Raw genomic sequence first — 23,958 nt, forward strand, 5'->3', positions numbered from 1 at the left:
GTCGACCTGCACGGACACACAGCTATAAATGTTAGCAGGCCGGGGCCATGTGTGGCCATTCAGGGCGCGGACGGCGCGCCGCGGTCATTTCCAGCCGTGCAGCCGACGCAACTCGTCCGCCACCAGCCTAAACTTCCTCCGGTCCAGTGCCGACCCCTCGCGCCGGATGTCGGCCGGATGGATCTGCAGGACGCGGTCCAGTTTGGCCTCGCTGGGGCGGCCCTGCCTGTCCCAGGTCCCTGTGCCGATATCCACGTAGTCGCGGCGGCCGCGGGGGTGGCCGTCATGGTCCTTGCTGGTCAGCATCAGACCCAGCAGATACCTCCCGTGGCTGCCGACCAGGAGGACCGGCCGGTCCTTGCCGCGGGAATGGTCCTCTTCGAAGGGAACCCAGGTCCATACGATCTCACCGGGGTCCGGGCGCCCGTCCGGGGAAGGGGAGTACTGCAGCGCCGCCGTACCGGTGAAGTCGCCCGGGTAAGTACCTGTGACGCCGGCCGGGAGCCGGGGTGTGTTTCCGGCCCTGCCCGGGGCGGGCGCCGGTTTACTGGCCGCCGGTTGCCTCAGCACACCGAGGAAGCGGAGCGATGCGCGGAAGGCGCCGCCGATGGAGGAGAAGTTCAAAGCCATGCGGGCCACCCTACCCGTGCGGCCTTCGGAGCTGCCGGAGCTCCGGGCGTGCGGGCCTCTCAAAATGTACTGCCAGCGCCCGGGACGTGGGAGACTAGAGGTTCAGATATGCGGCAGGCAGCAGGATGGCCAGAGTCCAGCCTGAACAACGCCGCTGAAATGCCAACAGTAAGGACCCTGCGTGTCTCCCATGGCCCGCACCGCCCCGGTGCCCGCCGCGACAGATCCGGCCATCATTCGGAATTTCTGCATCATCGCGCACATTGACCACGGTAAGTCCACCCTGGCCGACCGCATGCTGCAGTTCACCGGCGTCGTGCAGTCCCGCGACATGAAGGCCCAGTATCTGGACCGCATGGATATCGAGCGAGAGCGCGGCATCACCATCAAGTCCCAGGCTGTCCGCATGCCCTGGGAACTGGGCGGTGTGAACTACGCGCTGAACATGATCGACACGCCGGGCCACGTGGACTTCACCTACGAGGTGTCACGATCCCTCGCCGCCTGCGAGGGCGCCGTTCTGCTGGTGGATGCCGCGCAGGGCATCGAGGCCCAGACGCTGGCCAACCTGTATCTGGCCATGGAAAACGATCTCACCATCATCCCGGTCCTGAACAAGATCGACCTGCCGGCCGCCCAGCCGGAGAAGTACGCCGCCGAACTGGCCAGCCTGATCGGCGGCGATCCCGAAGACGTGCTGCTGGTCTCCGGCAAGACCGGCGTGGGTGTCGAGGCGCTGCTGGACAAGATCGTGCGCGACCTGCCCGCACCTGTCGGCGACCCGGACGCACCTGCCCGGGCCATGATCTTCGACTCTGTCTACGACACCTACCGCGGCGTGGTCACCTACGTCCGCGTGGTGGACGGCATGCTCCACCCGCGTGAGCGCATCCAGATGATGTCCACCAAGGCCAGCCACGAGCTCCTGGAAATCGGCGTCAGCTCCCCGGAACCGACGCCCTCCAAGGGCCTCGGTGTCGGCGAGGTGGGCTACCTCATCACCGGCGTGAAGGACGTCCGCCAGTCAAAGGTGGGCGACACCGTCACCAATCTCGCCAAGCCCGCGGCGGAATCGCTGAGCGGCTATGCGGACCCCAAGCCGATGGTGTTCTCGGGCCTCTACCCCCTCGACGGCACCGACTACCCGGTGCTCCGCGACGCCCTGGACAAGCTCAAGCTCAACGACGCAGCCCTGATCTACGAACCGGAAACTTCCGCAGCACTCGGCTTCGGCTTCCGCGTGGGCTTCCTCGGCCTCCTGCACCTGGAGATCGTCCGTGAGCGCCTCGAACGCGAATTCAACCTGGACCTGATCTCCACGGCGCCGAACGTGGTCTACGAGGTCACGCTCGAGGACAAGAACGTGATCACTGTGACGAACCCCAGCGAGTTCCCCTCCGGGAAGATCAACGAGGTCCGCGAACCCATGGTGGCCGCCACCATCCTGGCCCCCAACGAGTTCGTCGGCGCCATCATGGAACTTTGCCAGGGCCGCCGCGGCGTCATGCGCGGCATGGACTACCTGTCCGAGGACCGGGTGGAGCTGCGGTACTGGATGCCGCTGGCCGAGATCGTCTTCGACTTCTTCGACCTGCTCAAGTCCAAGACGCGCGGCTACGCCTCGCTGGACTGGAAGGCCGACGGCGAACAGGTCGCCGACCTGGTCAAGGTGGACATCCTCCTCCAGGGCGAACAGGTGGACGCCTTCAGCGCCATCACCCACAAGGACAAGGCCTACGCCTACGGTGTGATGATGACCGGCAAGCTGCGCGAACTCATTCCGCGCCAGCAGTTCGAAGTGCCGATCCAGGCAGCCATCGGGTCCCGGATCATCGCCCGTGAGTCCATCCGCGCCATCCGCAAGGACGTTCTCGCCAAGTGCTACGGCGGCGACATCTCCCGTAAGCGCAAACTGCTGGAAAAGCAGAAGGAAGGCAAGAAGCGGATGAAAATGGTGGGGCGCGTGGAAGTGCCGCAGGAAGCCTTCATCGCAGCCCTGACCACCGACGAATCCAAGGACAAGGCCAAGAAGTAGTGATGACCGTGGCCGGAACCTCCGGAGGCCGCACCCGTGCCTAGCGTTCTTCCCCCGGGCGACCCCGCGCCGTCGGACGGACTGCTGCCGCAACAGGCGGCAGACGGTGCGGCCGCCCGGGCCTTCGGGCTCTACGTGCACATCCCGTTCTGCGCGGTGCGATGCGGTTACTGCGACTTCAACACGTACACCGCAACTGAGCTCGGCGGCGGCGCGTCCCAGGACGCGTACGCTTCCACCGCCATCTCGGAAGTGGACTTTGCCGCGCGGGTCCTTGAGCAGTCGGGCCTGCCCGCCCGCAAGCTGAGTACAGTGTTTTTCGGCGGCGGCACGCCGACGCTCCTGCCCGCCGAGGACCTGGCCAGAATCCTCCGTGCCGCCATCGACACATGGGGGATCGAACCGGGAGCCGAAGTGACCACGGAGGCCAACCCGGACTCCGTCACGCCGGAATCCCTGCAACTGCTTGCCGATGCGGGCTTCACACGGGTCTCCTTCGGCATGCAGTCCGCCGTGCCCCACGTGCTGAAGGTGCTCGACCGCACGCACACTCCGAGCCGTGTTCCGCTCGTGGTGCAGTGGGCGCGCGACGCCGGTCTGGCCGTCAGCCTCGACCTGATCTACGGAACACCGGGGGAGTCCCTCGAGGACTGGCGCTTTTCGCTCGAGACCGCGCTGTCGTACCAGCCGGACCACATCAGCGCCTACGCGCTGATCGTTGAGGACGGCACCAAGCTCGCCGCCCAGATCCGCCGCGGCGAAGTTCCCGGAATTGACGACGACGACCATGCCGACAAATACGAACTCGCCGACCGGATGATCACCGACGCCGGTCTGCACTGGTACGAGGTCAGCAACTGGTCCGCGACGCCGGAGCAGGCGTGCCGCCACAACCTCGCCTACTGGCGCGGGGATGACTGGTGGGGCATCGGCCCGGGCGCGCACTCCCATGTGGGCGGGGTGCGCTGGTGGAACGTCAAGCACCCCACCGCCTATGCCGGACGGCTCGGCTCAGGCGTCTCGCCGGCGGCAGGACGCGAAACTCTCGACACCGAAACCCGGGGCGTCGAAAAGGTCATGCTGGAAGCCCGGCTTTTCTCGGGGCTCGAGACCGCTGCCCTGTCGGCATCCGGCAGGAAAGCCGTGGCCGGACTGATCGCCGACGGGCTCGTGGCGCCCGAGGAAGCCTTCAGGGGCCGCCTGGTTCTCACGCTGAAGGGCCGCCTGCTGGCCGATGCCGTGGTCCGCAGGATCCTGCCGGACTAGTTCTTAGACCACAAACGTGAACCCACGTTGCTTTGCGGTTACTTGATCCAGCGGAGGTTGTACTGATACCGGTGCGGCTGGCCCTTGTTGACGTGGACACCGGCGGACACTGCGAAGCAGGTCAGCGCAATCCAGATGAGCGTGGCCAGGACGGCGAACAGATTGCCGACCACGGGAAGCAGCACCAGCAGATTGGCCACGAAGGCCGCAATCGTCGGCGGCAGTGTGAAGTTGAGGGCTTCCTTGGACTCCTGCGCGGTGAACGGGCCGCGGTCGCGGAAGATGAGGTAAATCAGCAGCGCCGGAACACAGCCGAGGATGCCGCCAAAGTGCGCCAGGGTGGCCCACTGCCGGTCCTCGCTGGCGGTCAGCGGAAGCGCATTGGCCGGAACGCCATGGTACTGGGGCAGGTCCTGGCCGGACTTTGTGTCCCTGCGGTCGCGAGCGTCTTCTGCCACGGTGTCTTCCTTAAGCTTGCGTTGGTGCGATAGTGCCTTGGCGCCGGGGCCGCGGTGCGGTGGCGCCGTACCAAGGATACCGGGCCGTAGGGGCATTAGCGGGCGGAACGCCGAATAGCGGGGCTGTGGCTACGGAACTGTGAGGAAATCGATGACCTCTTCTACCCGGCCCAGGAGGGCGGGCTCAAGGTCGGCGTAGGTGCGCACGGCGCCGAGAAGTTTTTGCCAGCCGAGGCCGATGTCTTCCTTGGTCTCGTGCGGCCAGCCGAAGGCGGTGAGGATGCCGGTTTTCCAGTCCGTGCCGCGCGGCACTACAGGCCACTGCGGAATGCCCAGCACCGACGGCCGGATCGCCTGCCAGACGTCGACGTACGGGTGGCCTACTATCAGCACGTTTCCGGCGGCGCCGGGGGACGCCATCACGGCGTCGGCGATCCTGGACTCCTTGGAATCTGGGACCAGGTGGTCCACCAGAACGCCCAGCCTGCGGCCGGGGCCGGGACGGAAGGAGGCAACGGCCGCCGCCAGGTCGTCGATGCCGTGCAGGGGCTCGACGACGATGCCCTCCACCCGGAGGTCGTCGCCCCAGACTTTTTCCACTAGTTCGGCATCATGCTTGCCTTCAACCCAGATCCGGCTGGCCTTGGCCACCTGGGCGCGCTGCCCTTCCACCCGTACCGAGCCCGACGCCGTCCGTCCGGCCGTGCCCGATCCCGCGGGCTTCGCCTTGGGGGCCGGAGGCATCAGGCGGATCGGCTGGCCGTCCAGGAGAAATCCGAAACCAAGCTTGAAGGACCGGGACTTTCCCCGACGGTCTTCGAGCGCCACCACGTGCATGCCGCCGGACTTCTCGACCCGGGTCACGGCGCCGACCCAGCCGGACTGGACGTCCTCGAGAACCATGCCGCGCTCCACCGGCACCTCGGGCAGGCTGTTCTTGGCAGGCGCTGCGATCTCCTGCGGGCCCCAGGTCTGGTACTGCATTCGTTCACCGCTTTGCACTAGGAAGGAGCCGCTCCGGCCGCGGGCATGCCGCCGGGGGACAGGCGCCCGGAATTTCGCCCGGAGCGGTACCAATGCTAACAACGCGGCGACTCATATTAGACTTGTTAGCACTTAGGCATGTCGAGTGCTAACCACAGCGTTTACGGGCGGGACTAACGCCCGGCGCGGGTACGGCCAAAAGGAGGTGGACTGTGAGCGAACCACGGAAGCTTGAGGTGCTGCGCGCCATCGTGGAGGACTATGTCCATTCCCGCGAACCCGTCGGCTCCAAGGCCCTGGTGGAACGGCACCATCTGGGCGTATCCAGCGCCACCATCCGCAACGACATGGCGGCACTGGAGGATGAGGGCCTCATCACGGCCCCGCACACCAGTGCAGGCAGGATTCCCACGGACAAGGGTTACCGCCTGTTCGTCGACCAGATCTCGGCGGTCAAGCCGCTCTCCCCGGCGGAGAAGCGTGCCATCCAGACCCTGCTTGAGGGGTCCGAGGACCTCGACGACGTCCTGGACCGGACGGCCCGTCTCCTGTCCCAGCTGACCAACCAGGTCGCCGTCGTGCAGTACCCGCACCTGAGCCGGGCCGTGGTCCGGCACATCGAATTTGTGCTGCTGGCACCGCGGAAGGTGCTGATCGTGCTGATCGCAGACTCCGGCAAGGTCGACCAGCGCGTCGTCGACGCCGGACAGGACCTGTCAGACGACACGCTCGCCACCCTGCGCACCCGGTTCATGAGCGGTGTGGCCGGAACGCCGGTGGCCATCCTGCCCCAGCACCTGGCCGCCGTCGTGGCCGGCTGCACGCCAGCCGAGCGCCCCGTTGCCTTGGCCCTCGGCAAGGGGCTGGAGGGCCTGGCGCACAACAGCCGGGAGGACCGGATGGTCCTGGCCGGAACGGCCAACCTGGCGCGGTCCAACGTTGACTTCCCGCTCAGCATCGGACCCGTGCTGGAGGCCCTCGAGGAGCAGGTGGTCATGTTGCGGCTCCTGAGCGACATGGCACAGGACCCCCGGGGCGTGGCCGTCAGCATCGGCCGCGAAAACCCCTACGACGGGCTGGCCGAAGCGTCGGTGGTGGCCACCGGCTACGGCCCCGACGCCACGGCCAAGGTGGGCATCCTTGGCCCCACCCGGATGGACTATCCCACCACCATGGCCGCCGTGCGCGCGGTGGCCCGCTACCTTTCGAGGATTCTGGGCCCGTGACCGCACGCCCCGGACATCCTTTGACCACAGCCAGTACAACCAGGAAGAGATACGAACTTTGAGCAGCCACTACGACGTTCTTGGAGTCTCCGCGGAAGCCACCGGCGAGGAGATCAAAAAGGCCTACCGCAAGCTGGCCCGCTCGCTTCACCCGGACGTAAACTCCGGGGAGGACGCCGCCGAACGGTTCAAGGCCGTCACCCACGCCTACGAGGTGCTGTCCGATCCGCAGAAGCGCAGGGTTTACGACACCACCGGCAACGAGAACGGCACGGACAACGGCTTTGGCGGCGGCGGCTATGCCGGCCAGGGCTTCGCGTTCCAGGACATCTTCGACACCTTCTTCGGCGCCGGCGGCACCTCCGGTCCCGCGTCCCGCGTCCGCCGCGGCCAGGACGCGCTCATCAGCGTGCGGATCGACCTGCGCGATGCCGTATTCGGCGTCAACAAGAAGCTGGAAGTGGACACGGCCGTCACCTGCCCCACCTGCGAAGGGTCCTGCTGCCGCGAGGGCAGCCACCCGGAACGCTGCGACATTTGCGGCGGCAGCGGCCAGGTGCAGCGGGCGGTCCGTTCCATCCTCGGCCAGGTCATGACCGCGGCCCCCTGCGGCTCGTGCGAGGGCTTCGGCACCGTCATCAAGGACCCCTGCAACGAGTGCAGCGGCCAGGGCCGCATCCGCAGCCGCCGCTCTCTGACCATCAAGGTCCCGGCCGGTGTGGCCACGGGAACGCGGATCCAGCTCTCCGGCCAGGGCGAGGCCGGCCCAGCGGGCGGGCCGTCCGGCGACCTCTACGTGGAAATCCGCGTCAACAACGACCCCACGTATGTCCGCGAGGGCGACGATCTCCACGCGACCCTGAACATTCCCATGACCGCCGCTGCCCTTGGCACGGAACTGAGCCTGGAAACCTTCGACGGCAAGCAGGAGATCGACGTCAAGGCGGGCACGCAGTCCGGCGAGATCATCACCCTCCGCGGCCTCGGCGTCACCCACCTGCGCGGCTACGGCCGCGGCGACCTCAAGGTCCATCTGCAGGTGGAAACGCCGTCCAGGCTCGACCCCGCCCAGGAGGACCTGCTCCGGCAGCTGGCCAAGCTCCGCGGTGAGCAGTTCTCCGAGGGAAAGCTCGCGGCCGGCGGCGGCGTCTTCGCCAAGCTGCGGGACCGCCTCGGTAACCTGTAGCGGTGAGCAACCCCGTATTCTTCACCCCGGCCGGCGCGCTGGACGGCACTGTTCCCGGTTCGCTGTTCGTCCTGGCCGGTGCCGAGGCCCGGCACGCGGTCACCGTGAAGCGCCTGGCAGTGGGGGAGCAGGTTGACATAGCCGACGGCGCCGGCAAACGCATCACCGGAACCGTGACGGAGGCTGCCCCCGCCGAGCTGACGGTCGAATGCGCCACCGTCAGTGTGGAACCGCGGCCGGACACCCGCCTCGTTCTCGTGCAGGCCCTCGCCAAGGGTGACCGGGACGAGTTGGCGATCGAAACCGCCACCGAGCTGGGCATCGACGCGGTAATTCCGTGGCAGTCGGAACGCTCCATCGTCCGCTGGAAGGGTGACCGCGCGGCCAAGGCGCACGGCAAGTGGCAGTCTGCCGTCACGGCCGCCGCCAAGCAGGCACGCCGAGCCTGGATCCCCGAGGTGAGGCCCGCCGTCGACACTCAGGCGCTGGCCAAGGAAGTGGCGGACGCCGGCCTTGCCGTGATCCTGCACGAAGACGCGGTGACGCCGCTGCGGCGGGTCCTGGGCAAGTGGTCGGAGGAGCGCCAGGTGGCGTCGGACCCCAGCGAGGTCCTCCTCATCGTTGGTCCCGAAGGAGGCATCAGCCCCCGCGAGGTCACCCGGCTGTGCAGCGCCGGGGCGGTCACGGCACTGCTGGGACCGCACGTCCTGCGGTCATCCACGGCGGGACCAGCCGGCGTCGTGGTTGCCAGCGACGTCCTGGGCCGCTGGTAGATCCAGGCCGCCGGTAAGTCCAGGCCGCCGGTAACTTCAGGCCGCCGGTAACTTCAGCCAGCCAACGCGTCGCTTACGGGACCGCTAGCGAACCGTGAACCCCCGTGAGTCCACGTTGAGTTCGTCCTCGGGCTTACCCGGGCCGATCTGGGAGACGCGCACCTCGTAGTTGCCGGGCCCGAGGTTGACCGTGATGCCGAAGATCCCGGAGGCGGCGGGATCCGCTGCGGCCATGACTTCCCCGGTCAGATAGCTTTCCTTGTCGCCGTTGTCCTGGACCTTGAGGATGCGCCAGTGGAGTTTGCCGTTGGGGACGGTGCTTCGTCCGGCGATCTTGACCCGTCCGTCGCCGACTTCGGTGCCTTGTTGCGGATCGATGATCCACACCGGTGCAACCATTCCGGCGCTGCGTGACGTGGGGGCACCGAGCTTCACGTGCTTGAACGCCAGGTAATCGGTGTGCCCGTCCACCAGGATCACCACCTCGATTTGCTGGCCGGAGTCGATCAGGCCCGAGCTGGCCCCGGCGGCTGTCGCAGTGTAGACCAGCTGCTGGATGGCCCGCTGGGCCATGTCTGCGTCGAGGTTGCTGTTGAAGGCATCCGCGGAAACGTCCACGGTAATGACATTGGTGCCCGAGATCGACGTCGCCAGGTTCTTGGGATTCTGCCACGGCGTGAAGAAGTCCGGATCCAGCGGCGTCTCCGACATCATGGCCCGCAGGGCCCGTGTGATCGGGTTCTCGTCGTCCGGCACGTCGCGGAACTCGCGGTAGAGGAAGACGTTGCTGTTGCTTCGCCCGATCCAGTAAACGGGCGCCTTGTTCGAGGACTGCGTCGTTTCCAGCGGCGCGCTGGTAGTGGGAACGCCGTCCGTGCCGGCGGCCCGGCGCGACGAGGAGGTCGGAGAGTTGGCGGATGTCACCGCAGGATCGGGATCGGCAATGCATCCGGAGAGCAGCAGGGCAGCCGGAAGCAGCGCGGACAGCAGTGCGGAGCGAATCCGCGGTGCTTTCCGGCCCGGAGTTCCTGGCTGACTGATGCTGGCGATCCCTTCGAATGAGCAGTTGCTTGCGGGCACGCCCGACCGTTGCCGGCGGGCTCCTTTTCCAGCATTACACGAGACTTTGGGGCACATCGTGCCTTTCGGGGCAGGCGGCCGAACTGCAACGGGAACGATATGAGGCCGATACAAAGTTGAGATCTAATTGCGGGAACGCGTTACAGAATTGCGGTCGCCGTGACCTTCCCGGACGGCAGGCAGGGGCGAGCGCTGGCGTAAGATGTAAAGACACAAACGAGTTATTTTCCGAACTGGAGGGAACTTAAGGCCCCAGGCCGTCACCATGACTGAATCAGCAAACGGAAAGCGCCGCCTCAATACGGGGGACCGCACCACGGGCGAATTCCCCCATAGTCTCCCCGGTGTCCGGACGGAGGTGGTCATCTTCGATAACTCTGATCAGATGGTGCAGTCGCTGGGCAGCCACGACGAGGCCCTCCGCTTCATCGAGGACCAGTTCCCGGCCGTCAGTTTCCACGTCCGCGGCAACGAACTCTCCATCAACGGACCCGCGGCCGATGTTCCGCGGATCATGCGCCTGCTCCACGAGGTCCGGGGGCTCGTGGCCCGCGGCACCGTGATTACGCCCGCAGTCCTCCAGCAACTGGTTTCGCTGCTCCGCAGCCAGTCCCTGCAGAACCCGGTCGAGGTGCTGACCCACGAGATTCTGTCCAGCCGCGGCAAGACCATCCGGCCCAAGACACTGAACCAGAAGAACTACGTGGACGCCATCGACGCGAACACGGTGATCTTCGGGATCGGTCCCGCCGGTACCGGCAAGACCTACTTGGCGGTGGCCAAGGCGGTGCAGGCCCTGCAGCAGAAGGAAGTCAGCCGGATCATCCTCACCCGTCCCGCCGTTGAAGCGGGCGAACGGCTGGGTTTCCTCCCCGGCACGCTCAGCGACAAGATCGACCCGTACCTGCGCCCGCTGTACGACGCGCTGCACGACATGATGGACCCCGAGTCCATTCCCCGGCTGATGGCGGCCGGAACCATCGAAGTCGCTCCGCTGGCCTACATGAGGGGCCGGACGCTGAACGACGCCTTCATCATCCTCGACGAGGCACAGAACACCACGCCGGAACAGATGAAGATGTTCCTCACCCGCCTCGGCTTCGGCTCCAAGATGGTGGTCACCGGCGACGTCACGCAGGTGGACCTTCCGTTCGGAACCCGCTCCGGCCTGCGCATCGTCGAGGAGATCCTTACCGGAATCGACGACGTCAGCTTCTCCGTTCTGGACGCCGCCGACGTCGTCCGCCACCGCCTGGTGGGGGACATCGTCAACGCCTACGGCATCTGGGACGAAGCACAACGCAACCGGGTCAAGCATTCCGTTCCCCGGGAACGACGGGAGAGCACGCATGAGCATCGAAGTTAACAACGAATCCGGCATCCAGGTGGACGAACCCCGGCTGGTGGCATTGGCACGCTTCATCTTCGAGCAGCTCTACATCCATCCGCAGGCGGAACTGTCCATCCTGCTGGTGGACGAGCCGGCCATGGAGAAGCTGCACATCGAGCTCATGGATGAGCCGGGAGCCACCGACGTGCTCTCGGTCCCCATGGATGAGCTGACCCCGGGAACCCCGGACAAGCCCACCCCGCAGGGGATGCTTGGCGACATCGCGATCTGCCCTCAGGTGGCGGAGGTCCAGGCCCGCAGCGCCGGGCACTCCACGCAGGACGAGATGCTGCTGCTGACCACGCACGGAATCCTCCACCTGCTCGGCTATGACCATGCCGAACCTGAGGAGAAGGCAGAAATGTTCGGCCTGCAGCGCGAACTGCTGACGGCATTCACCGGCAAAGAAGCACCGGCCGAGACCACCCAGTGACCTCCCTGCTCCTTGTCTGCATGGCGCTGGCGTTTCTCGGTGCCGCAGCGCTGCTGACGGCTGCCGAGGCGGCGTTCAGCTTTCTTCCGCGCCACGACGCCGAGCAGGCGGTGCAGGGGAGTCGGGGGCCGGCGTTGCGGCGGATCCTGGATCAGCCGATGACGCACATGCGTGCCCTGCGTTTTTGGCGGATCTGGTTCGAGACGGCCTCCGCAGTGGCCGTGGCTGTACTCCTCTACAGCGTGCTGGACGACGTCTGGCTGGCCGGCCTGGCCGCGACGGGCATCATGGCGGTCCTCGGGTTTGTGCTGGTGGGCGTCTCGCCGCGCCAGCTGGGCCGCTCGCATCCCGCCGCCGTGGCGCAGTATTCGGCGTCGCTGGTCCGGTTCCTGGCCTGGATACTGGGACCGATCCCCGCGTGGCTGGTCCGGCTGGGCAGTGCCGTGGCCCCGGGGTCGCCCAACGGTGACGACTCCTACTTCAGCGAGGAGGAGTTCCGCGAACTGGTAGACCGGGCCACCGAGTCGGACATGATCGAGGACAACGAGGCAGAACTCATCCAGTCCGTCTTCGAGTTCGGCGACACCCTGGTCCGCGCCGTCATGGTGCCGCGGACGGACATCCTGACCGTCGACGCCGGTTCAAGCCTGCACAGCGCGATGGCACTGTTCCTGCGGTCGGGGTATTCCAGGATCCCCGTCATCGGCGAAAACACCGACCAGATCCTGGGCATCATCTACCTCAAGGATGTGGCCGCCGCGATTCACGGCATGGATCCGGAGGCCGAACCGCCCGTGGTGGACGTGCTGGCCCGCGAGGTCCGCTACGTGCCGGATTCGAAGCCGGTGAGCGACCTCCTGCGGGAACTCCAGAAGGAATCCACGCACGTGGCCATCGTCATCGACGAGTACGGCGGGACGGCCGGGCTGGTGACGCTGGAAGACCTCATCGAAGAGCTCGTCGGCGAAATCGTGGATGAATACGATTCGGAAAGCGCCGCCGTCGTCGACCTCGGCGACGGCACGTACCGGGTGAGCTCCCGGATGGGGATCGACGACCTCGGCGAGCTGTTCGGCATCGAACTGGACGACGACGAGGTGGACACCGTGGGCGGCCTGCTGGCCAAGGCCCTCGGCCGGGTCCCGATCGTGGGCAGCGCCGTGGATATCGACGGCGTTTCGCTGCGCGCCGAGCGGCTCGAGGGCCGCCGGAACCGCGTCAGCCACATCATTGCGGCCGCTGCGCCGAAAGAACACACTGACCTTGAAGAACTTCTCGACGAGGCCGAATCAATGCAACAGGGAGTTCCACGTGAGCAAGCAGAATAAGGCCGACGGCGGCGAACCGTTCGGCGGGTACCATGCCGGATTCTCGGTGCTGGTGGGCCGGCCCAACGCCGGCAAGTCCACCCTCACCAACGCGCTGGTGGGCAAGAAGGTGGCCATCACGTCCGCCAAGCCGCAGACCACGCGGCACACCATCCGCGGAATCGTCCACCGCGAGGACGCCCAGCTGATCCTCGTGGACACCCCCGGCCTGCACCGGCCCCGCACACTGCTGGGCAAGCGTCTTAACGACCTCGTTGCCGACACGCTCTCCGAGGTGGACGCGATCGGGTTCTGCATCCCTGCCAACGAGAAGATCGGCCCCGGTGACAAGTTCATCGCCGCCCAGCTCGCTGCCGTGGGGCGCAAGCCGGTGATTGCCCTCGTCACCAAGACCGACCTGGTGGACCGGCAGGCCCTGACGGAGCAGCTGCTGGCCGTCGCCGAGCTCGGCAGGGAAGTGCTGGGCGAGGACGGCTGGAAGGACATCGTTCCGGTCTCGGCCGCCGACGGGTTCCAGGTGGGCACGGTGGCGGACGTCCTGATCAGCCACATGCCGCCGTCGCCGCCGCTCTATCCGGACGGCGAGCTGACCGATGAGCCGGAGGCGGTCATGGTGGCCGAACTCGTTCGCGAGGCTGCGCTGGAGGGTGTGCGCGACGAGCTGCCGCACTCACTGGCCGTGGTGGTCGAGGAGATCGTTCCCCGCGAGGGCCGGGCCGAGGACAACCCGCTCCTTGACGTCCGCGTCAACCTCTACGTGGAGCGCCCGTCGCAGAAGGCGATCATTATCGGCAAGGGCGGAAGCCGCCTGCGGGAGGTCGGCACCAACGCCCGGAAAGGCATCGAGGCGCTCCTGGGCACCCGCGTTTACCTCGACCTGCACGTCAAGGTGGCCAAGGACTGGCAGCGCGACCCCAAGCAGTTGGTGAAACTCGGGTTCTGACCCGCTGACGCCTGAATACCCGGGCCGGCGCGTGCGCGCCGGGCCGTGAACGCCTGATGTCCGGCGTTTTCCCAGAAACGGCAACTAAAATAGGCCGGATCCCATTTTTTCGAGGAAGGTACACCCTGTGGTGCGACGCCGCGACAACCGCGCCCAAGGACCGGGCACACCCGCCCGTTCCGAGCCAGCTGCCCGGCATGCCGAGGATGCCCGGCTGGGCGCTGCCCGGCACCTGAATGTCCGCCACATGCCCACGTGGCTCAAGGTGACCACCGCCGTCGTCGCCGTGGTCCTGGCCGGCGGCCTGGCGTTTGCCGGCTACTGGTACTTCAGGCTGCAGTCCAACATCTCCACGGCAGCACTCGGCGCCGGAAGCAGCCGCACCGACGCCACGGACGACGCCACCGGCAGGCTGCAGATCCTGATCCTGGGCTCCGACACCCGCGACGGCAAGAACTCGAACTACGGCAGCTCCGAGGATTCCACCGGCTACGGCAACTCCGACGTCATGATGCTCATGGACATCTCGGAGGACAACAAGCGGGTCAACGTCATCAGCTTCCCCCGCGACGTGCTGGTGGACATCCCCAAGTGCACCGACCAGAAGACCGGCAAACAGTACCCGGCCCGCAGCGGCATCATGATTAACGAGGCCATGAAAGAGGCCGGCATCGGCTGCGCCGTGGACACCGTCAACAAGCTGACCGGCATGGAGATTGACCACTTCATGATGGCCGACTTCAACGCCGTCAAGGAACTGTCGAACGCCGTGGGCGGCGTCGAGGTGTGCATCAGCGACGCCGTCTATGACCCCGACTCGCGGCTGAAGCTGCCAAAGGGCACCTCGCAGGTGCAGGGCGAACAGGCCCTCGCTTTCCTCCGCACCCGCCACGCCTTCGGCGACGGCGGCGACCTCGGCCGCATCAAGGCCCAGCAGGGCTTCCTGTCCTCGCTGACCCGGAAGATCAAGGACGACGGCACCCTGTCCAACCCGGCGAGCCTGCTGAACATCGCCGACGTCATCACCAAGAACCTCACCGTCGACGACGGGCTCGCCTCCGTGCCGTCGATGGTCACTATCGGCAACCGGCTGAAGACGATCGACGTCGGCAAGGTCGCATTCGTTGCGCTGCCGACGGTCCCTGCCACCAGCGATCCCAACCGGCTCGAAGCCGCGCAGCCGGCCGCCTCACAGCTGTTCGCCGCGCTGCGGAAGGACGTCGACCTGACGGACCCGGACGGGAAGGAAACCCCCTCGCCGTCGGCGACGCCCAAGCCTTCGGCGAGCTCCACACCGTCGGCCACGCCTAAGCCCACCGCGCCGGCGGCGCCGTATGACAAGACGCTGCAGCCCATCACCGTGGCAAACGGAAGCGGCTCGCCCACGCGGACCCAGGAAATCGTTGACGCCGTTGTGGCCGGCGGCTTCACCCAGGTGGGTCAGCTGGAGGCCGACACCACGGCAAAAACCATGGTGTACTACGGGCCTGAGTTCGCGGACGTCGCCGCCGATGTGGCGGCACTGTTCGGTATTCCGGCCGCCCAGGTGGCGCCGTCGTCCGGCGTTGCGGGCGTGCAGCTGTACCTGGGTTCCGACTTCCCGTCCGGAACGAAGTTCGGCAAGACCACCGTGCCTAAGGACATCGTCAACCAGACAGCCAGCGACACCGTCTGCCAGCAGGCAAACCCCGAGCTGATCGTGCAGTAGCTGATAGTGCAGTAGCTGTCTGCGGTTTTGTTCCAAAGAAAATGCCGGGCCGCCCCGAACGGGGGCAGCCCGGCATTTCTGCATTCACCAGATGCTGACGCGCTCCGCCGGGGGCATCCACATCCCGTCCTCCTCCGTGACGCCGAACGCGGCGTGGAAGGAGTCCAGGTTCTTGGCGATTGCGTTGGTGCGGAACTCGTTGGGGGAGTGCGGGTCAGTGGCCAGCCGCCGGATGGCCTCCTCGGTGCGGATCACTTGGCGCCAGCCGGCCGCCCAGGAAGCGAAGAACCGCTGTTCACCCGTCAGCCCGTCGAGCACTGCCGGTTCCTGGCCGTCAAGGCTGAGGCGGTAGGCCTTGTGCGCAATGGTGAGCCCGCCCAGGTCGCCGATGTTTTCGCCCAGCGTGAGCTTGCCGTTGACGTTATGGCCGGGCGCGGCGTACGGGGACAGCGCGTCGAACTGGTCCACGAGGCGGCCGGTCAGGGCTTCGAAGGCCTTGCGGTCGTCCTCGGTCCACCAGTTGCGCAGCTCGCCCGTGCCGTCGAACTGCGAGCCCTGGTCATCGAAGCCGTGGCCGATCTCGTGCCCGATCACGGCCCCGATGCCGCCGTAGTTCACCGCATCGTCGGCGTCGGCGGTGAAGAACGGCGGCTGGAGGATGGCCGCCGGGAAAACGACCTCATTCAGCATCGGATGGTAATACGCGTTGACGGTCTGCGGCGTCATGAGCCACTTGTTGAGGTCCACTGGCTTGCCCACCTCGTCAAGGTGGCGGTCGACGTCGGCGTTGTGGGCCCGTTCGACGTTCCCCAGCAGGTCGGCGGGGTCGATCACCACTGCCGTGTAGTCGATCCACTCGTCGGGGAAACCGATCTTCGCCCGGAACGCCCCCAGTTTCCGGAGCGCCTCGGCCTTGGTGTCCTCGCCCATCCATTCCAGCCCGCTGATGCTCTCCCGGTAGGCCTCGATCAGGTTCCCCACGAGGGTCTGCATGCGGGCCTTGTGGCCCTCCGGAAAATGCCGGGCCACATAGATCTGGCCGACGGCCTCGCCCAGTGCCGCCTCGACGACGGCGACGCCCCGTTTCCAGCGGTCCTTGTTCCGGGGGGTGCCGCTGATGGTGGTGCCGTAGAAGGCGAAGTTCGTGTCCACGAAGGCGGACGACAGGTAGGGGGCCGCCGAGTTGATGACCCGCAGGGCAAGCCATTCCTGCCACACCGGCAGTGACTCCGAGGCCAGCAGTGCCGCGGCGCCGGCAAAGAAGTCAGGGGTGCTGACCACAATCTCCTGCCGCTTCTCCGGGGCGATGTCCGCGGCGTCAAACCATGTGTCCAGCAGGGGGAACAGCTCGCGTGCCTCGTCGGCCGACTTCAGGTTGTAGGTCTTCTGCGGGTCGCGGAGCGTGACGTTGTCCCAGTGGTGCGAGGCGAGGGCGGTCTCCAGTGCCACCACCCGGGCCGCGGCATCTTCGGGATCGGCCACGCCGGCCAGGCCGAACATGGTGCCCACGTAATCCCGGTAGGACTGCACCACCGGGGCGAATTTTTCCTCCCGGTAATAGGACTCGTCGGGGAGCCCGAGGCCGCCCTGCCCCGTGTACAGCAGAACACGGTCGGGGTTGCCGGCATCCGGTGCCGGGTAGATGTAGAAAAGTCCCGACACATCGGAACGGAAGAGCCGGCCGGCCAGTGCCAGCAGCTCGGAAATGCTCGCCGTGGCGAAGACCTCGGCCAGGCGTCCGCGGATGGGGTCCAGGCCCCTGGCCTCCACGGCTGCCTCATCCATGAAGCTGCTGTAGAGGTCGCCGATCTTCCGCTCGATGCCGCTGGCCCCGGACCCCTTGGCCGCGGCTTCCTCGATGATTTCCCGAACTGCCAGCTCGGAGCCGTCACGCAGGGCTGTGAATGTGCCTTCCAGCGCGCGGTCGTCGGGGATGGTGGTGTCCTTCAGCCAGGCGCCGTTCACATGCTGGTAGAGGTCGTCCTGCGGCCTCACGCTGCGGTCGATGTTTGACAGGGCGATCCCCGAAATTGGCACAGGAGCTCCTTTGATGACGGGCTGCGGCCGGCGCTCTCACCGGTGCAGCGTCTGCATGGTGGACGTTGCTGGAGGTGTTGCTCCTTCATCTTACGCACCCGTGTTACTGTGAAATGGTGCGTGCAGAACTCCTTCTTCTTAGCTGCCGCGGCGAGGCCTCAGACGCGATCTAGCGCAAGGCCCACCCTCGTCGCGGAGTCTGTGTTGCCCGGCCAACCTTTCACTCAGGAATCACAGAAAAGGCCAGATTAATGCGAAACGCACAGAAGCCCTCGGGAATGCCGATCCACCGCTACGTCCCCTTCCAAGACCAGATCAAAGTCGATCTGCCGGACCGCACCTGGCCGGACAAGATCATCACCACGGCTCCGCGCTGGTGCGCAGTTGACCTGCGGGACGGCAACCAGGCACTGATCGACCCCATGAGCCCGGCCCGCAAGATGAAGATGTTCGACCTGCTGGTCCGGATGGGCTACAAGGAGATCGAGGTCGGCTTCCCCTCCGCGTCCCAGACCGACTTCGACTTCGTCCGGCAGCTGATCGAGGGCAACCACATCCCGGATGACGTCACCATCCAGGTGCTGACCCAGGCCCGCGAACACCTCATCGAGCGGACTTACGAGTCGCTGGTGGGTGCCAAGCAGGCCATCGTGCACCTGTACAACTCCACGTCCGTCCTGCAGCGCCGCGTGGTGTTCAACCAGGACGAGGACGGCATCCTGGACATCGCCCTGCAGGGCGCCCGCCTCTGCAAGAAGTACGAAGAAACGCTGGGCGACACCCACATCACCTACGAGTACTCGCCGGAGTCCTTCACGGGCACCGAGCTGGAGTACGCGGTCCGCGTCTGCAACGCCGTCGCCGACGTCTTTGAGGCGTCCGCCGACCGCCAGGTGATCATCAACCTGCCCGCCACGGTGGAGATGGCAACCCCGAACATCTACGCGGACTCCATCGAGTGGATGAGCCGCCACCTGCACCCGCGCGAAGGCATCATCCTCTCCCTGCACCCGCACAACGACCGCGGCACCGGTGTGGCCGCCGCCGAGCTGGGCTACCAGGCCGGCGCCGACCGCATCGAGGGCTGCCTGTTCGGTAACGGTGAGCGGACCGGCAACGTGGACCTGGTGACCCTCGGCCTGAACATGTTCGTGCAGGGCGTTGACCCGATGATCGACTTCTCCGACATCGACGACGTCCGGCGCACCGTGGAGTACTGCAACCAGCTGCCTGTGGCGGAGCGTGCGCCCTACGGCGGTGACCTCGTCTTCACCGCGTTCTCCGGGTCCCACCAGGACGCCATCAAGAAGGGCCTCGAAGCCCTGGAGAAGGATGCGGCAGCTGCAGGCAAGGACGTCAGCGACGTCACCTGGCAGGTGCCCTACCTGCCCGTGGACCCGAAGGACCTCGGCCGCAGCTACGAGGCCGTGATCCGTGTCAACTCCCAGTCCGGCAAGGGCGGCGTGGCCTACCTGCTGAAGAACGAGCACAGCCTGGACCTGCCGCGGCGGGCACAGATCGAGTTCTCCGGCGTCATCCAGCGGCGCACGGACACCGTGGGCGGCGAGGTCAGCGGTGCCCAGCTGTGGCAGCTGTTCCAGGACGAGTACCTGCCCTCCGCCAAGGCGGAAAGCCAGTGGGGCCGGTACTCGCTCGGTTCGGTGAAAACCGAAACCGACGAGGACGGCTCCATGACCCTGCACGCCTCGCTGGGTGTCGACGGCACCCACGTCAGCCGCACCGGCACCGGCAACGGCCCCATCGCCGCGTTGCTGGACATCCTCGGCCAGGACGGCGTGGATGTGCGGGTCCTGGACTACAGCGAGCACGCCCTGTCTGAGGGCGGCAGTGCCCTCGCCGCGGCCTACGTTGAATGCGCCGTGGGGGAGCGCGTCCTGTGGGGCGTCGGCATCGATGCCAACACCAGCACGTCTGCGCTGAAGGCAGTCATTTCCGCCGTGAACCGGGCCATCCGGGACGCCCAGGCCTGAGCTTCCTGACAGCTGCGCCGCCGGTACACACCGGCGGCGCAGCTGGTTCCGGGAGTCAATGGGAAGATTAAGCGTGGTCCAATCATTTGCAGCGCGCAGCTACCGCGACGACGCCGTGGTGTTGCGCACCCACAAGCTGGGTGAGGCGGACCGCATCATCACCCTGCTGACCAAGCACCACGGCCAGGTCAGGGCGGTGGCCAGGGGGATCCGGCGGACTACCAGCCGCTTCGGCGCACGCCTGGAGCCCTTCATGGTGGCAGACCTGCAGCTCGTGTCCGGCAAGACCCTCGACATCGTGACGCAGGCCGTCGCGAAAGGGGCGTACGGGGGCAACATCGCCGCCGACTACGGCCGTTACACGGTGGCCGCGGCCATGACCGAAACCGCCGAAAAGCTGACCGACGTCGACGGTGAAGCCGGGACGGCCCAGTACAACCTGCTGGTCGGTGCCCTGGCCTCGTTAAGCCGCGGCGAGCACGCCTCGGAGCTGATCCTGGATTCCTACCTGCTGCGGGCCCTTTCAACCGGCGGCTGGGCGCCCAGCTTCACGGACTGCGCGCGCTGCGGCGCGCCCGGACCGCACACCGCCTTCTCCGCCCCGCTGGGCGGCATGGTCTGCGGCGACTGCCGCCCGCCGGGGTCACCGGCGCCGGCGCCGGAAACGGTTTCCCTGTTGGGTGCGCTGCTCACCGGGGACTGGCGGACGGCGGATGCCTCACTTCCGCTGCACCGCCGGGAATCCGCGGGTCTGGTGGCAAGCTATCTGCAGTGGCACCTGGAGCGTGTCCTGAAATCCCTCAAACATGTGGAGCGTACCTAACAGTGTCCTTGGGAAAGAAGACCAGTCCTGCCCGGCGCCGCACCGCTCCGGTGGTGGCCCCAAACCCGCACCACTCGGGGGCGGTTCCGCCGTCGATTCCGGCCGAGTTCGTGCCCCGGCACGTGGCCATCGTGATGGACGGCAACGGCAGGTGGGCCAACCAGCGCGGCCTGCCGCGCATCGAGGGCCACAAGGCGGGGGAGCCGGCACTGCTGGACGTCGTGGCCGGTGCCATTGAACTCGGCATCGAGTACGTCAGCGTGTACGCCTTCTCCACGGAGAACTGGCGCCGGTCTCCCGAGGAAGTCCGCTTCCTGATGGGGTTCAACAAGGAGGTGCTGCGCAGGCAGCGCAACCAGCTGGACGAGTGGGGCGTGCGGATCCGCTGGTCCGGCAGGCGTCCCCGGCTCTGGGGCTCGGTGATCCGCGAACTCGAGGAGGCGGAGGCGTACACCGCTGGGAACAGCACCTGCACGCTGACCATGTGCGTGAACTACGGAGGCAGGGCGGAAATCGCGGACGCAGTGTCCGCCATTGCCCGGGACGTGGCCGACGGCAGGCTCAAGCCCGGGGCCATCACCGAGAAGACGATCCAAAAGTACCTCGACGAGCCGGACCTTCCCGACGTCGACCTCTTCCTCCGCAGTTCCGGTGAACAGCGCCTCTCCAACTTCATGCTGTGGCAGTCGGCGTACGCGGAGTTCGTCTTCCTCGACACCCTGTGGCCCGACGTCGACCGCCGGACCCTCTGGGATGCCGTGGAGATCTACGCCCAGCGGGACCGCCGGTACGGCGGGGCAGTGGACGCAGCCCAGGCCCTCTAAGTACTGCACCACCCTGCACCCGGATTACGCGGCGTAGCCCCTGATCCATTTGGCCAGGCGCCGGTAGGCGTCGGCCCGCACGTCGGCGCGGGAAAGGAACACGTCGTGAAGGGCGCCATCGACGCGCTCCACGGTGACGCTACTGCCCAGCGACACGGCACGGGCTGCAATAGTGTTGACGTCCAGCACCGCGTCCGTGCGGCGCATTTCCTCGTTCCACACCATGCCGTTCTCGCTTGCCGCCGACAGTAAGACCAGAATGGGTACCTCTATGCCGAGGCCGCGTGCCACCTTGGCCTGCCCAGCCAGGATGGCACTGAGCCAGGCCGCGCGCACCGGAAAGGCCAGGGGCGGCCGGTAGGCGGCGTCCAGAGTCCATTCGCCTTCGGCGGAACTGCTGATGCTCCGCCAGTAGAAGCCGCGCTCCGGCAGCCTGAGCACCGCCTCCGGCCGCAGGCGGGCGATCGGCTCCACCATGGTCCAGGCCGCACGGCGGACCAGGGCGCTGCCGTGCATTTCGAGCCAGGGACTGTTCAGGACCAGGTGGGAAACCGAGCCGGCGTTGCGGCTGGCCCACAGGGCTGCCACGAGGCCGCCCGTGGAATGCCCCATGAGCGCGAGCTGCAGCGGGCCCGCGCCGCCGGACTCGGCGATCATGCCGGCTGCGGTGCCGATCTCGGCGTCGTAGTGTCCCAGATCTGCGACGTAGCCGCCATGGGTGCCCGGCTGAAGGCTGCGGCCGTGGTTGTGCATGTCCAGGGCAAAGAATTCGAAGCCGTGCGCGTCCCAGAACCGCGCCAGCTCAATGTTGAAGAAGTAGTCGCTCCAGCCATGCAGGAAGAGCACTGCCCGGCGTGGTCCGGCGATACGGACGTCCGGGGCGTCCGGTGGAGTGAAGCGGACCAGGGTGGCCCGGCGGCGGACGCCGTCCCCGCCCGCGGCTTCGAAGGCGCAGGACTCGAAGCCCGGCCCCAGGATGTCGCTCTGCCACTCCATGGCACCAGCGTAGGCTTTGCAGTCCCGGCCCGGGTGGCAGCCCGGTTTGGTCTGTACCGCCGAAGACGGAAAACTAGAGGCATGCGCGTATACCCCACATTTTTCAGGCTGGCCTTTTCATGGATGGACGCCGAACGCGCCCACAAGATCGGTTTCAAGGGAATCCGGCTGGTCCATTCCGTGGGAGCGGGTCGGCTGCTGGAACGGTTTACGGCACCGCCGGCGTCCCTGCAGACGAATGCGCTCGGCCTGACCTTTCCATCGCCGTTCGGACTGGCCGCCGGCTTCGACAAGGAGGGCCACGGAATCGAGGCCCTGACGGAGCTCGGATTCGGCCACGTCGAGGTGGGTACCATCACCGGCCAGGCCCAGCCCGGCAACGAACAGCCCCGGCTGTTCCGGCTGACTGAGGACCGGGCCGTCATCAACCGGATGGGGTTCAACAACGACGGCGCTTCTGCCGTGGCTCCGCGGCTGAAGTCTGCCCGGGCTGCGCTGCAGCGGCGCCATGCCAAGGTGCGGCCCGTGATCGGCGTCAACATCGGCAAGACCAAGATCGTGGAGCTCGAGGACGCTGTGGAGGACTACCTCATCAGTGCCCGCGGCCTCGCCCCGGCGGCGGACTACCTCGTGGTGAACGTCAGCTCGCCGAACACGCCGGGGCTCCGGCTTCTGCAGAACGTGGAGACGCTCCGGCCGCTGCTGAAGGCAGTAGGGGAGGAGGCGGACAAGTCCGCAGGCCGGCATGTCCCGCTGCTGGTCAAGATCGCCCCTGACCTCACCGACGAGGACATCGACGACGTCGCCCGGCTGGCGATGGACCTGGGCCTGGACGGCATCATTGCCACGAACACCACCATCGGCCGCGATGGGCTCGATTCTGCAGCGGACAAGGTGGAGGCCTGTGGTGCCGGCGGTCTGTCCGGTGCTCCGCTGAAAAGCCGTTCGCTGGAGGTGCTGCGCCGGCTGAAGTCGGTCACCCAGGACCGGCTGGTGCTGATTTCCGTGGGCGGCGTGGAGACCGCCACGGACGTCCAGGACCGACTGGACGCCGGCGCCACCCTGGTCCAGGGATACACGGCCTTCCTGTACGAGGGGCCGTTCTGGGCCGCCCGGATCAACAGGGAACTGGCCAGGAACCGCTAGTTCGCACGTTAAAGACAGCAGCCCGGCGGTATCACCGCCGGGCTGCTGTGTTTTAGGTCCGGGACCGTCCTCTGGCGGCCTGTGCCGCAGGAGGAAAACGAGGAATCAGGACGGGTACTGCCCGCGGCGGACCAGGGGCTTGGGCAGGCGAAGCTTGCGGAACTGCAGCGAACGCATGGAGCCGTACCAGACGGTGCCGCGCTCAACCTCGCCAAACTTTTCGGCGAGGTGCTTGCGGAGCTTGCGGGACAGGATGAACACGTCCACGAATACTGCCAGGAACATTACCCAGAAGCCGCCCAGCACATAAATCATCATGTCGCTGTTGGACGGCACGACGAGGGAGATGATGACGAACACCAGGGCGCCGAACATGAGGTACTCGCCCAGGCTGAAGCGGGCGTCCACGTAATCCCGGGCATACCGCTTCTGCGGGCCCTTGTCGCGGATCGGCAGGAACCTTTCGTCGCCGGTATCCAGTGCCTGGCGCACCTTCAGGCGCTGCTCCTGGGCGGCAGCACGCTCCGCTTCCTTGGAGGCCTTCCGGTCCTCCGGCACGAGGGGGCGCTTGCGGGCCGCTTCCTGTGCTTTGCGCTTGGGCGTGGGCGCGCCTTTGCCCGCTAGTGCGGCTGCCTCGGCAGCCTGCTGGTCAACTACATCCTGCGCCGCTGGCGCTTCCTTTTTACGTCCGAACACCACAA

The 23,958-nt window shown here is 66.8% G+C and carries 21 protein-coding genes; 14 read left to right on the forward strand and 7 right to left on the reverse strand.

Annotation, left to right across the window (positions count from 1 at the left end; genetic code table 11):
- Positions 1 to 84: 84 nt before the first annotated feature.
- Entirely contained in the window at positions 85 to 630 is a 546-nt protein-coding gene (locus J7I85_RS20865; RefSeq protein WP_214856829.1) for a type II toxin-antitoxin system PemK/MazF family toxin, read from the reverse strand.
- A gap of 181 nt (positions 631 to 811) precedes the next feature.
- Between J7I85_RS20865 and lepA the strand changes: the two genes are divergently transcribed.
- Positions 812 to 2,665, forward strand: coding sequence for a translation elongation factor 4 (gene lepA / locus J7I85_RS20870; protein ID WP_214856836.1), 1,854 nt, complete (start codon positions 812 to 814; stop codon positions 2,663 to 2,665).
- Positions 2,666 to 2,701: 36 nt separating this feature from the next.
- A complete protein-coding gene (gene hemW / locus J7I85_RS20875) occupies positions 2,702 to 3,931 on the forward strand; it encodes a radical SAM family heme chaperone HemW (protein WP_214856843.1) in 1,230 nt (409 codons plus the stop codon).
- 38 nt (positions 3,932 to 3,969) lie between these two features.
- Here hemW and J7I85_RS20880 read toward each other — a convergent pair whose 3' ends face one another.
- A complete protein-coding gene (locus tag J7I85_RS20880) occupies positions 3,970 to 4,389 on the reverse strand; it encodes a DUF4870 domain-containing protein (protein ID WP_214856845.1) in 420 nt (139 codons plus the stop codon).
- A gap of 129 nt (positions 4,390 to 4,518) precedes the next feature.
- Positions 4,519 to 5,373 carry a DUF3097 domain-containing protein gene (locus tag J7I85_RS20885; RefSeq protein WP_214856847.1) on the reverse strand — a complete coding sequence of 285 codons (855 nt, stop codon included), beginning with the start codon at positions 5,371 to 5,373 and terminating at the stop codon, positions 4,519 to 4,521.
- 212 nt (positions 5,374 to 5,585) lie between these two features.
- Here J7I85_RS20885 and hrcA point away from each other — a divergent pair, with 212 nt between their 5' ends.
- From hrcA to J7I85_RS20900, 3 genes are read left to right on the forward strand one after another with little or no spacing between them, the layout of a single operon-like run.
- Positions 5,586 to 6,599 (forward strand): heat-inducible transcriptional repressor HrcA, encoded by a 1,014-nt coding sequence (gene hrcA, locus J7I85_RS20890; protein ID WP_214856856.1) that lies wholly within the window; start codon positions 5,586 to 5,588, stop codon positions 6,597 to 6,599.
- Positions 6,600 to 6,657: 58 nt separating this feature from the next.
- A complete protein-coding gene (dnaJ, locus tag J7I85_RS20895) occupies positions 6,658 to 7,785 on the forward strand; it encodes a molecular chaperone DnaJ (RefSeq protein WP_214856858.1) in 1,128 nt (375 codons plus the stop codon).
- 2 nt (positions 7,786 to 7,787) lie between these two features.
- Positions 7,788 to 8,558, forward strand: coding sequence for a 16S rRNA (uracil(1498)-N(3))-methyltransferase (locus J7I85_RS20900; protein WP_214856860.1), 771 nt, complete (start codon positions 7,788 to 7,790; stop codon positions 8,556 to 8,558).
- An 84-nt stretch (positions 8,559 to 8,642) separates the two neighbouring features.
- Here J7I85_RS20900 and J7I85_RS20905 read toward each other — a convergent pair whose 3' ends face one another.
- Positions 8,643 to 9,560, reverse strand: a complete 918-nt coding sequence (locus tag J7I85_RS20905) for a GerMN domain-containing protein (protein WP_214856916.1) — start codon at positions 9,558 to 9,560, stop codon at positions 8,643 to 8,645.
- A 343-nt stretch (positions 9,561 to 9,903) separates the two neighbouring features.
- On the opposite strand from J7I85_RS20905, the gene J7I85_RS20910 reads away from it, so the two are divergent.
- The 5 genes from J7I85_RS20910 to J7I85_RS20930 all read left to right on the forward strand — a co-directional run bounded on the left by J7I85_RS20910 (position 9,904) and on the right by J7I85_RS20930 (position 15,440).
- Positions 9,904 to 11,004, forward strand: a complete 1,101-nt coding sequence (locus J7I85_RS20910; RefSeq protein ID WP_214856862.1) for a PhoH family protein — start codon at positions 9,904 to 9,906, stop codon at positions 11,002 to 11,004.
- On the forward strand, positions 10,988 to 11,461 hold the full coding sequence (ybeY, locus tag J7I85_RS20915; protein ID WP_214856870.1) for an rRNA maturation RNase YbeY: 474 nt from the start codon (positions 10,988 to 10,990) through the stop codon (positions 11,459 to 11,461). Before J7I85_RS20910 ends, ybeY begins: the two co-directional genes overlap by 17 nt.
- Entirely contained in the window at positions 11,458 to 12,789 is a 1,332-nt protein-coding gene (locus J7I85_RS20920) for a hemolysin family protein (protein ID WP_214856872.1), read from the forward strand. The genes ybeY and J7I85_RS20920 overlap by 4 nt, the downstream gene beginning before the upstream one ends.
- Positions 12,773 to 13,732 (forward strand): GTPase Era, encoded by a 960-nt coding sequence (gene era, locus J7I85_RS20925; protein ID WP_214856879.1) that lies wholly within the window; start codon positions 12,773 to 12,775, stop codon positions 13,730 to 13,732. The genes J7I85_RS20920 and era overlap by 17 nt, the downstream gene beginning before the upstream one ends.
- 127 nt (positions 13,733 to 13,859) lie before the next feature.
- The gene (locus tag J7I85_RS20930) at positions 13,860 to 15,440 is read left to right on the forward strand and encodes an LCP family protein (RefSeq protein ID WP_214856880.1); all 1,581 of its coding nucleotides are present in this window, start codon (positions 13,860 to 13,862) and stop codon (positions 15,438 to 15,440) included.
- Between the two features lie 84 nt (positions 15,441 to 15,524).
- On the opposite strand, the gene J7I85_RS20935 is transcribed toward J7I85_RS20930, so the two are convergent.
- Positions 15,525 to 17,477: a M13-type metalloendopeptidase gene (locus J7I85_RS20935; RefSeq protein ID WP_214856881.1), complete on the reverse strand. Its 1,953-nt coding sequence runs from the start codon at positions 17,475 to 17,477 to the stop codon at positions 15,525 to 15,527.
- A gap of 251 nt (positions 17,478 to 17,728) precedes the next feature.
- On the opposite strand from J7I85_RS20935, the gene leuA reads away from it, so the two are divergent.
- From leuA to J7I85_RS20950, 3 genes are read left to right on the forward strand one after another with little or no spacing between them, the layout of a single operon-like run.
- Complete coding sequence (leuA, locus tag J7I85_RS20940) at positions 17,729 to 19,468, forward strand: 2-isopropylmalate synthase (protein ID WP_214856882.1); 1,740 nt, start codon at positions 17,729 to 17,731, stop codon at positions 19,466 to 19,468.
- 58 nt (positions 19,469 to 19,526) lie between these two features.
- Complete coding sequence (gene recO / locus J7I85_RS20945) at positions 19,527 to 20,291, forward strand: DNA repair protein RecO (RefSeq protein ID WP_214856883.1); 765 nt, start codon at positions 19,527 to 19,529, stop codon at positions 20,289 to 20,291.
- A gap of 2 nt (positions 20,292 to 20,293) precedes the next feature.
- Complete coding sequence (locus tag J7I85_RS20950; protein ID WP_214856884.1) at positions 20,294 to 21,115, forward strand: isoprenyl transferase; 822 nt, start codon at positions 20,294 to 20,296, stop codon at positions 21,113 to 21,115.
- Between the two features lie 24 nt (positions 21,116 to 21,139).
- Here the strand turns inward: J7I85_RS20950 and J7I85_RS20955 are convergent, their stop codons facing one another.
- Positions 21,140 to 22,111, reverse strand: coding sequence for an alpha/beta hydrolase (locus tag J7I85_RS20955; protein WP_214856885.1), 972 nt, complete (start codon positions 22,109 to 22,111; stop codon positions 21,140 to 21,142).
- An 81-nt stretch (positions 22,112 to 22,192) separates the two neighbouring features.
- Here J7I85_RS20955 and J7I85_RS20960 point away from each other — a divergent pair, with 81 nt between their 5' ends.
- Positions 22,193 to 23,257: a quinone-dependent dihydroorotate dehydrogenase gene (locus J7I85_RS20960; RefSeq protein ID WP_214856886.1), complete on the forward strand. Its 1,065-nt coding sequence runs from the start codon at positions 22,193 to 22,195 to the stop codon at positions 23,255 to 23,257.
- 105 nt (positions 23,258 to 23,362) lie between these two features.
- On the opposite strand, the gene J7I85_RS20965 is transcribed toward J7I85_RS20960, so the two are convergent.
- The gene (locus J7I85_RS20965; RefSeq protein WP_214856887.1) at positions 23,363 to 23,953 is read right to left on the reverse strand and encodes a DUF3043 domain-containing protein; all 591 of its coding nucleotides are present in this window, start codon (positions 23,951 to 23,953) and stop codon (positions 23,363 to 23,365) included.
- Between the last annotated feature and the right edge of the window lie 5 nt (positions 23,954 to 23,958).

The sequence above is a fragment of the Arthrobacter sp. ISL-65 genome (assembly GCF_018613795.1).
Classification (GTDB): Bacteria; Actinomycetota; Actinomycetes; order Actinomycetales; family Micrococcaceae; genus Arthrobacter.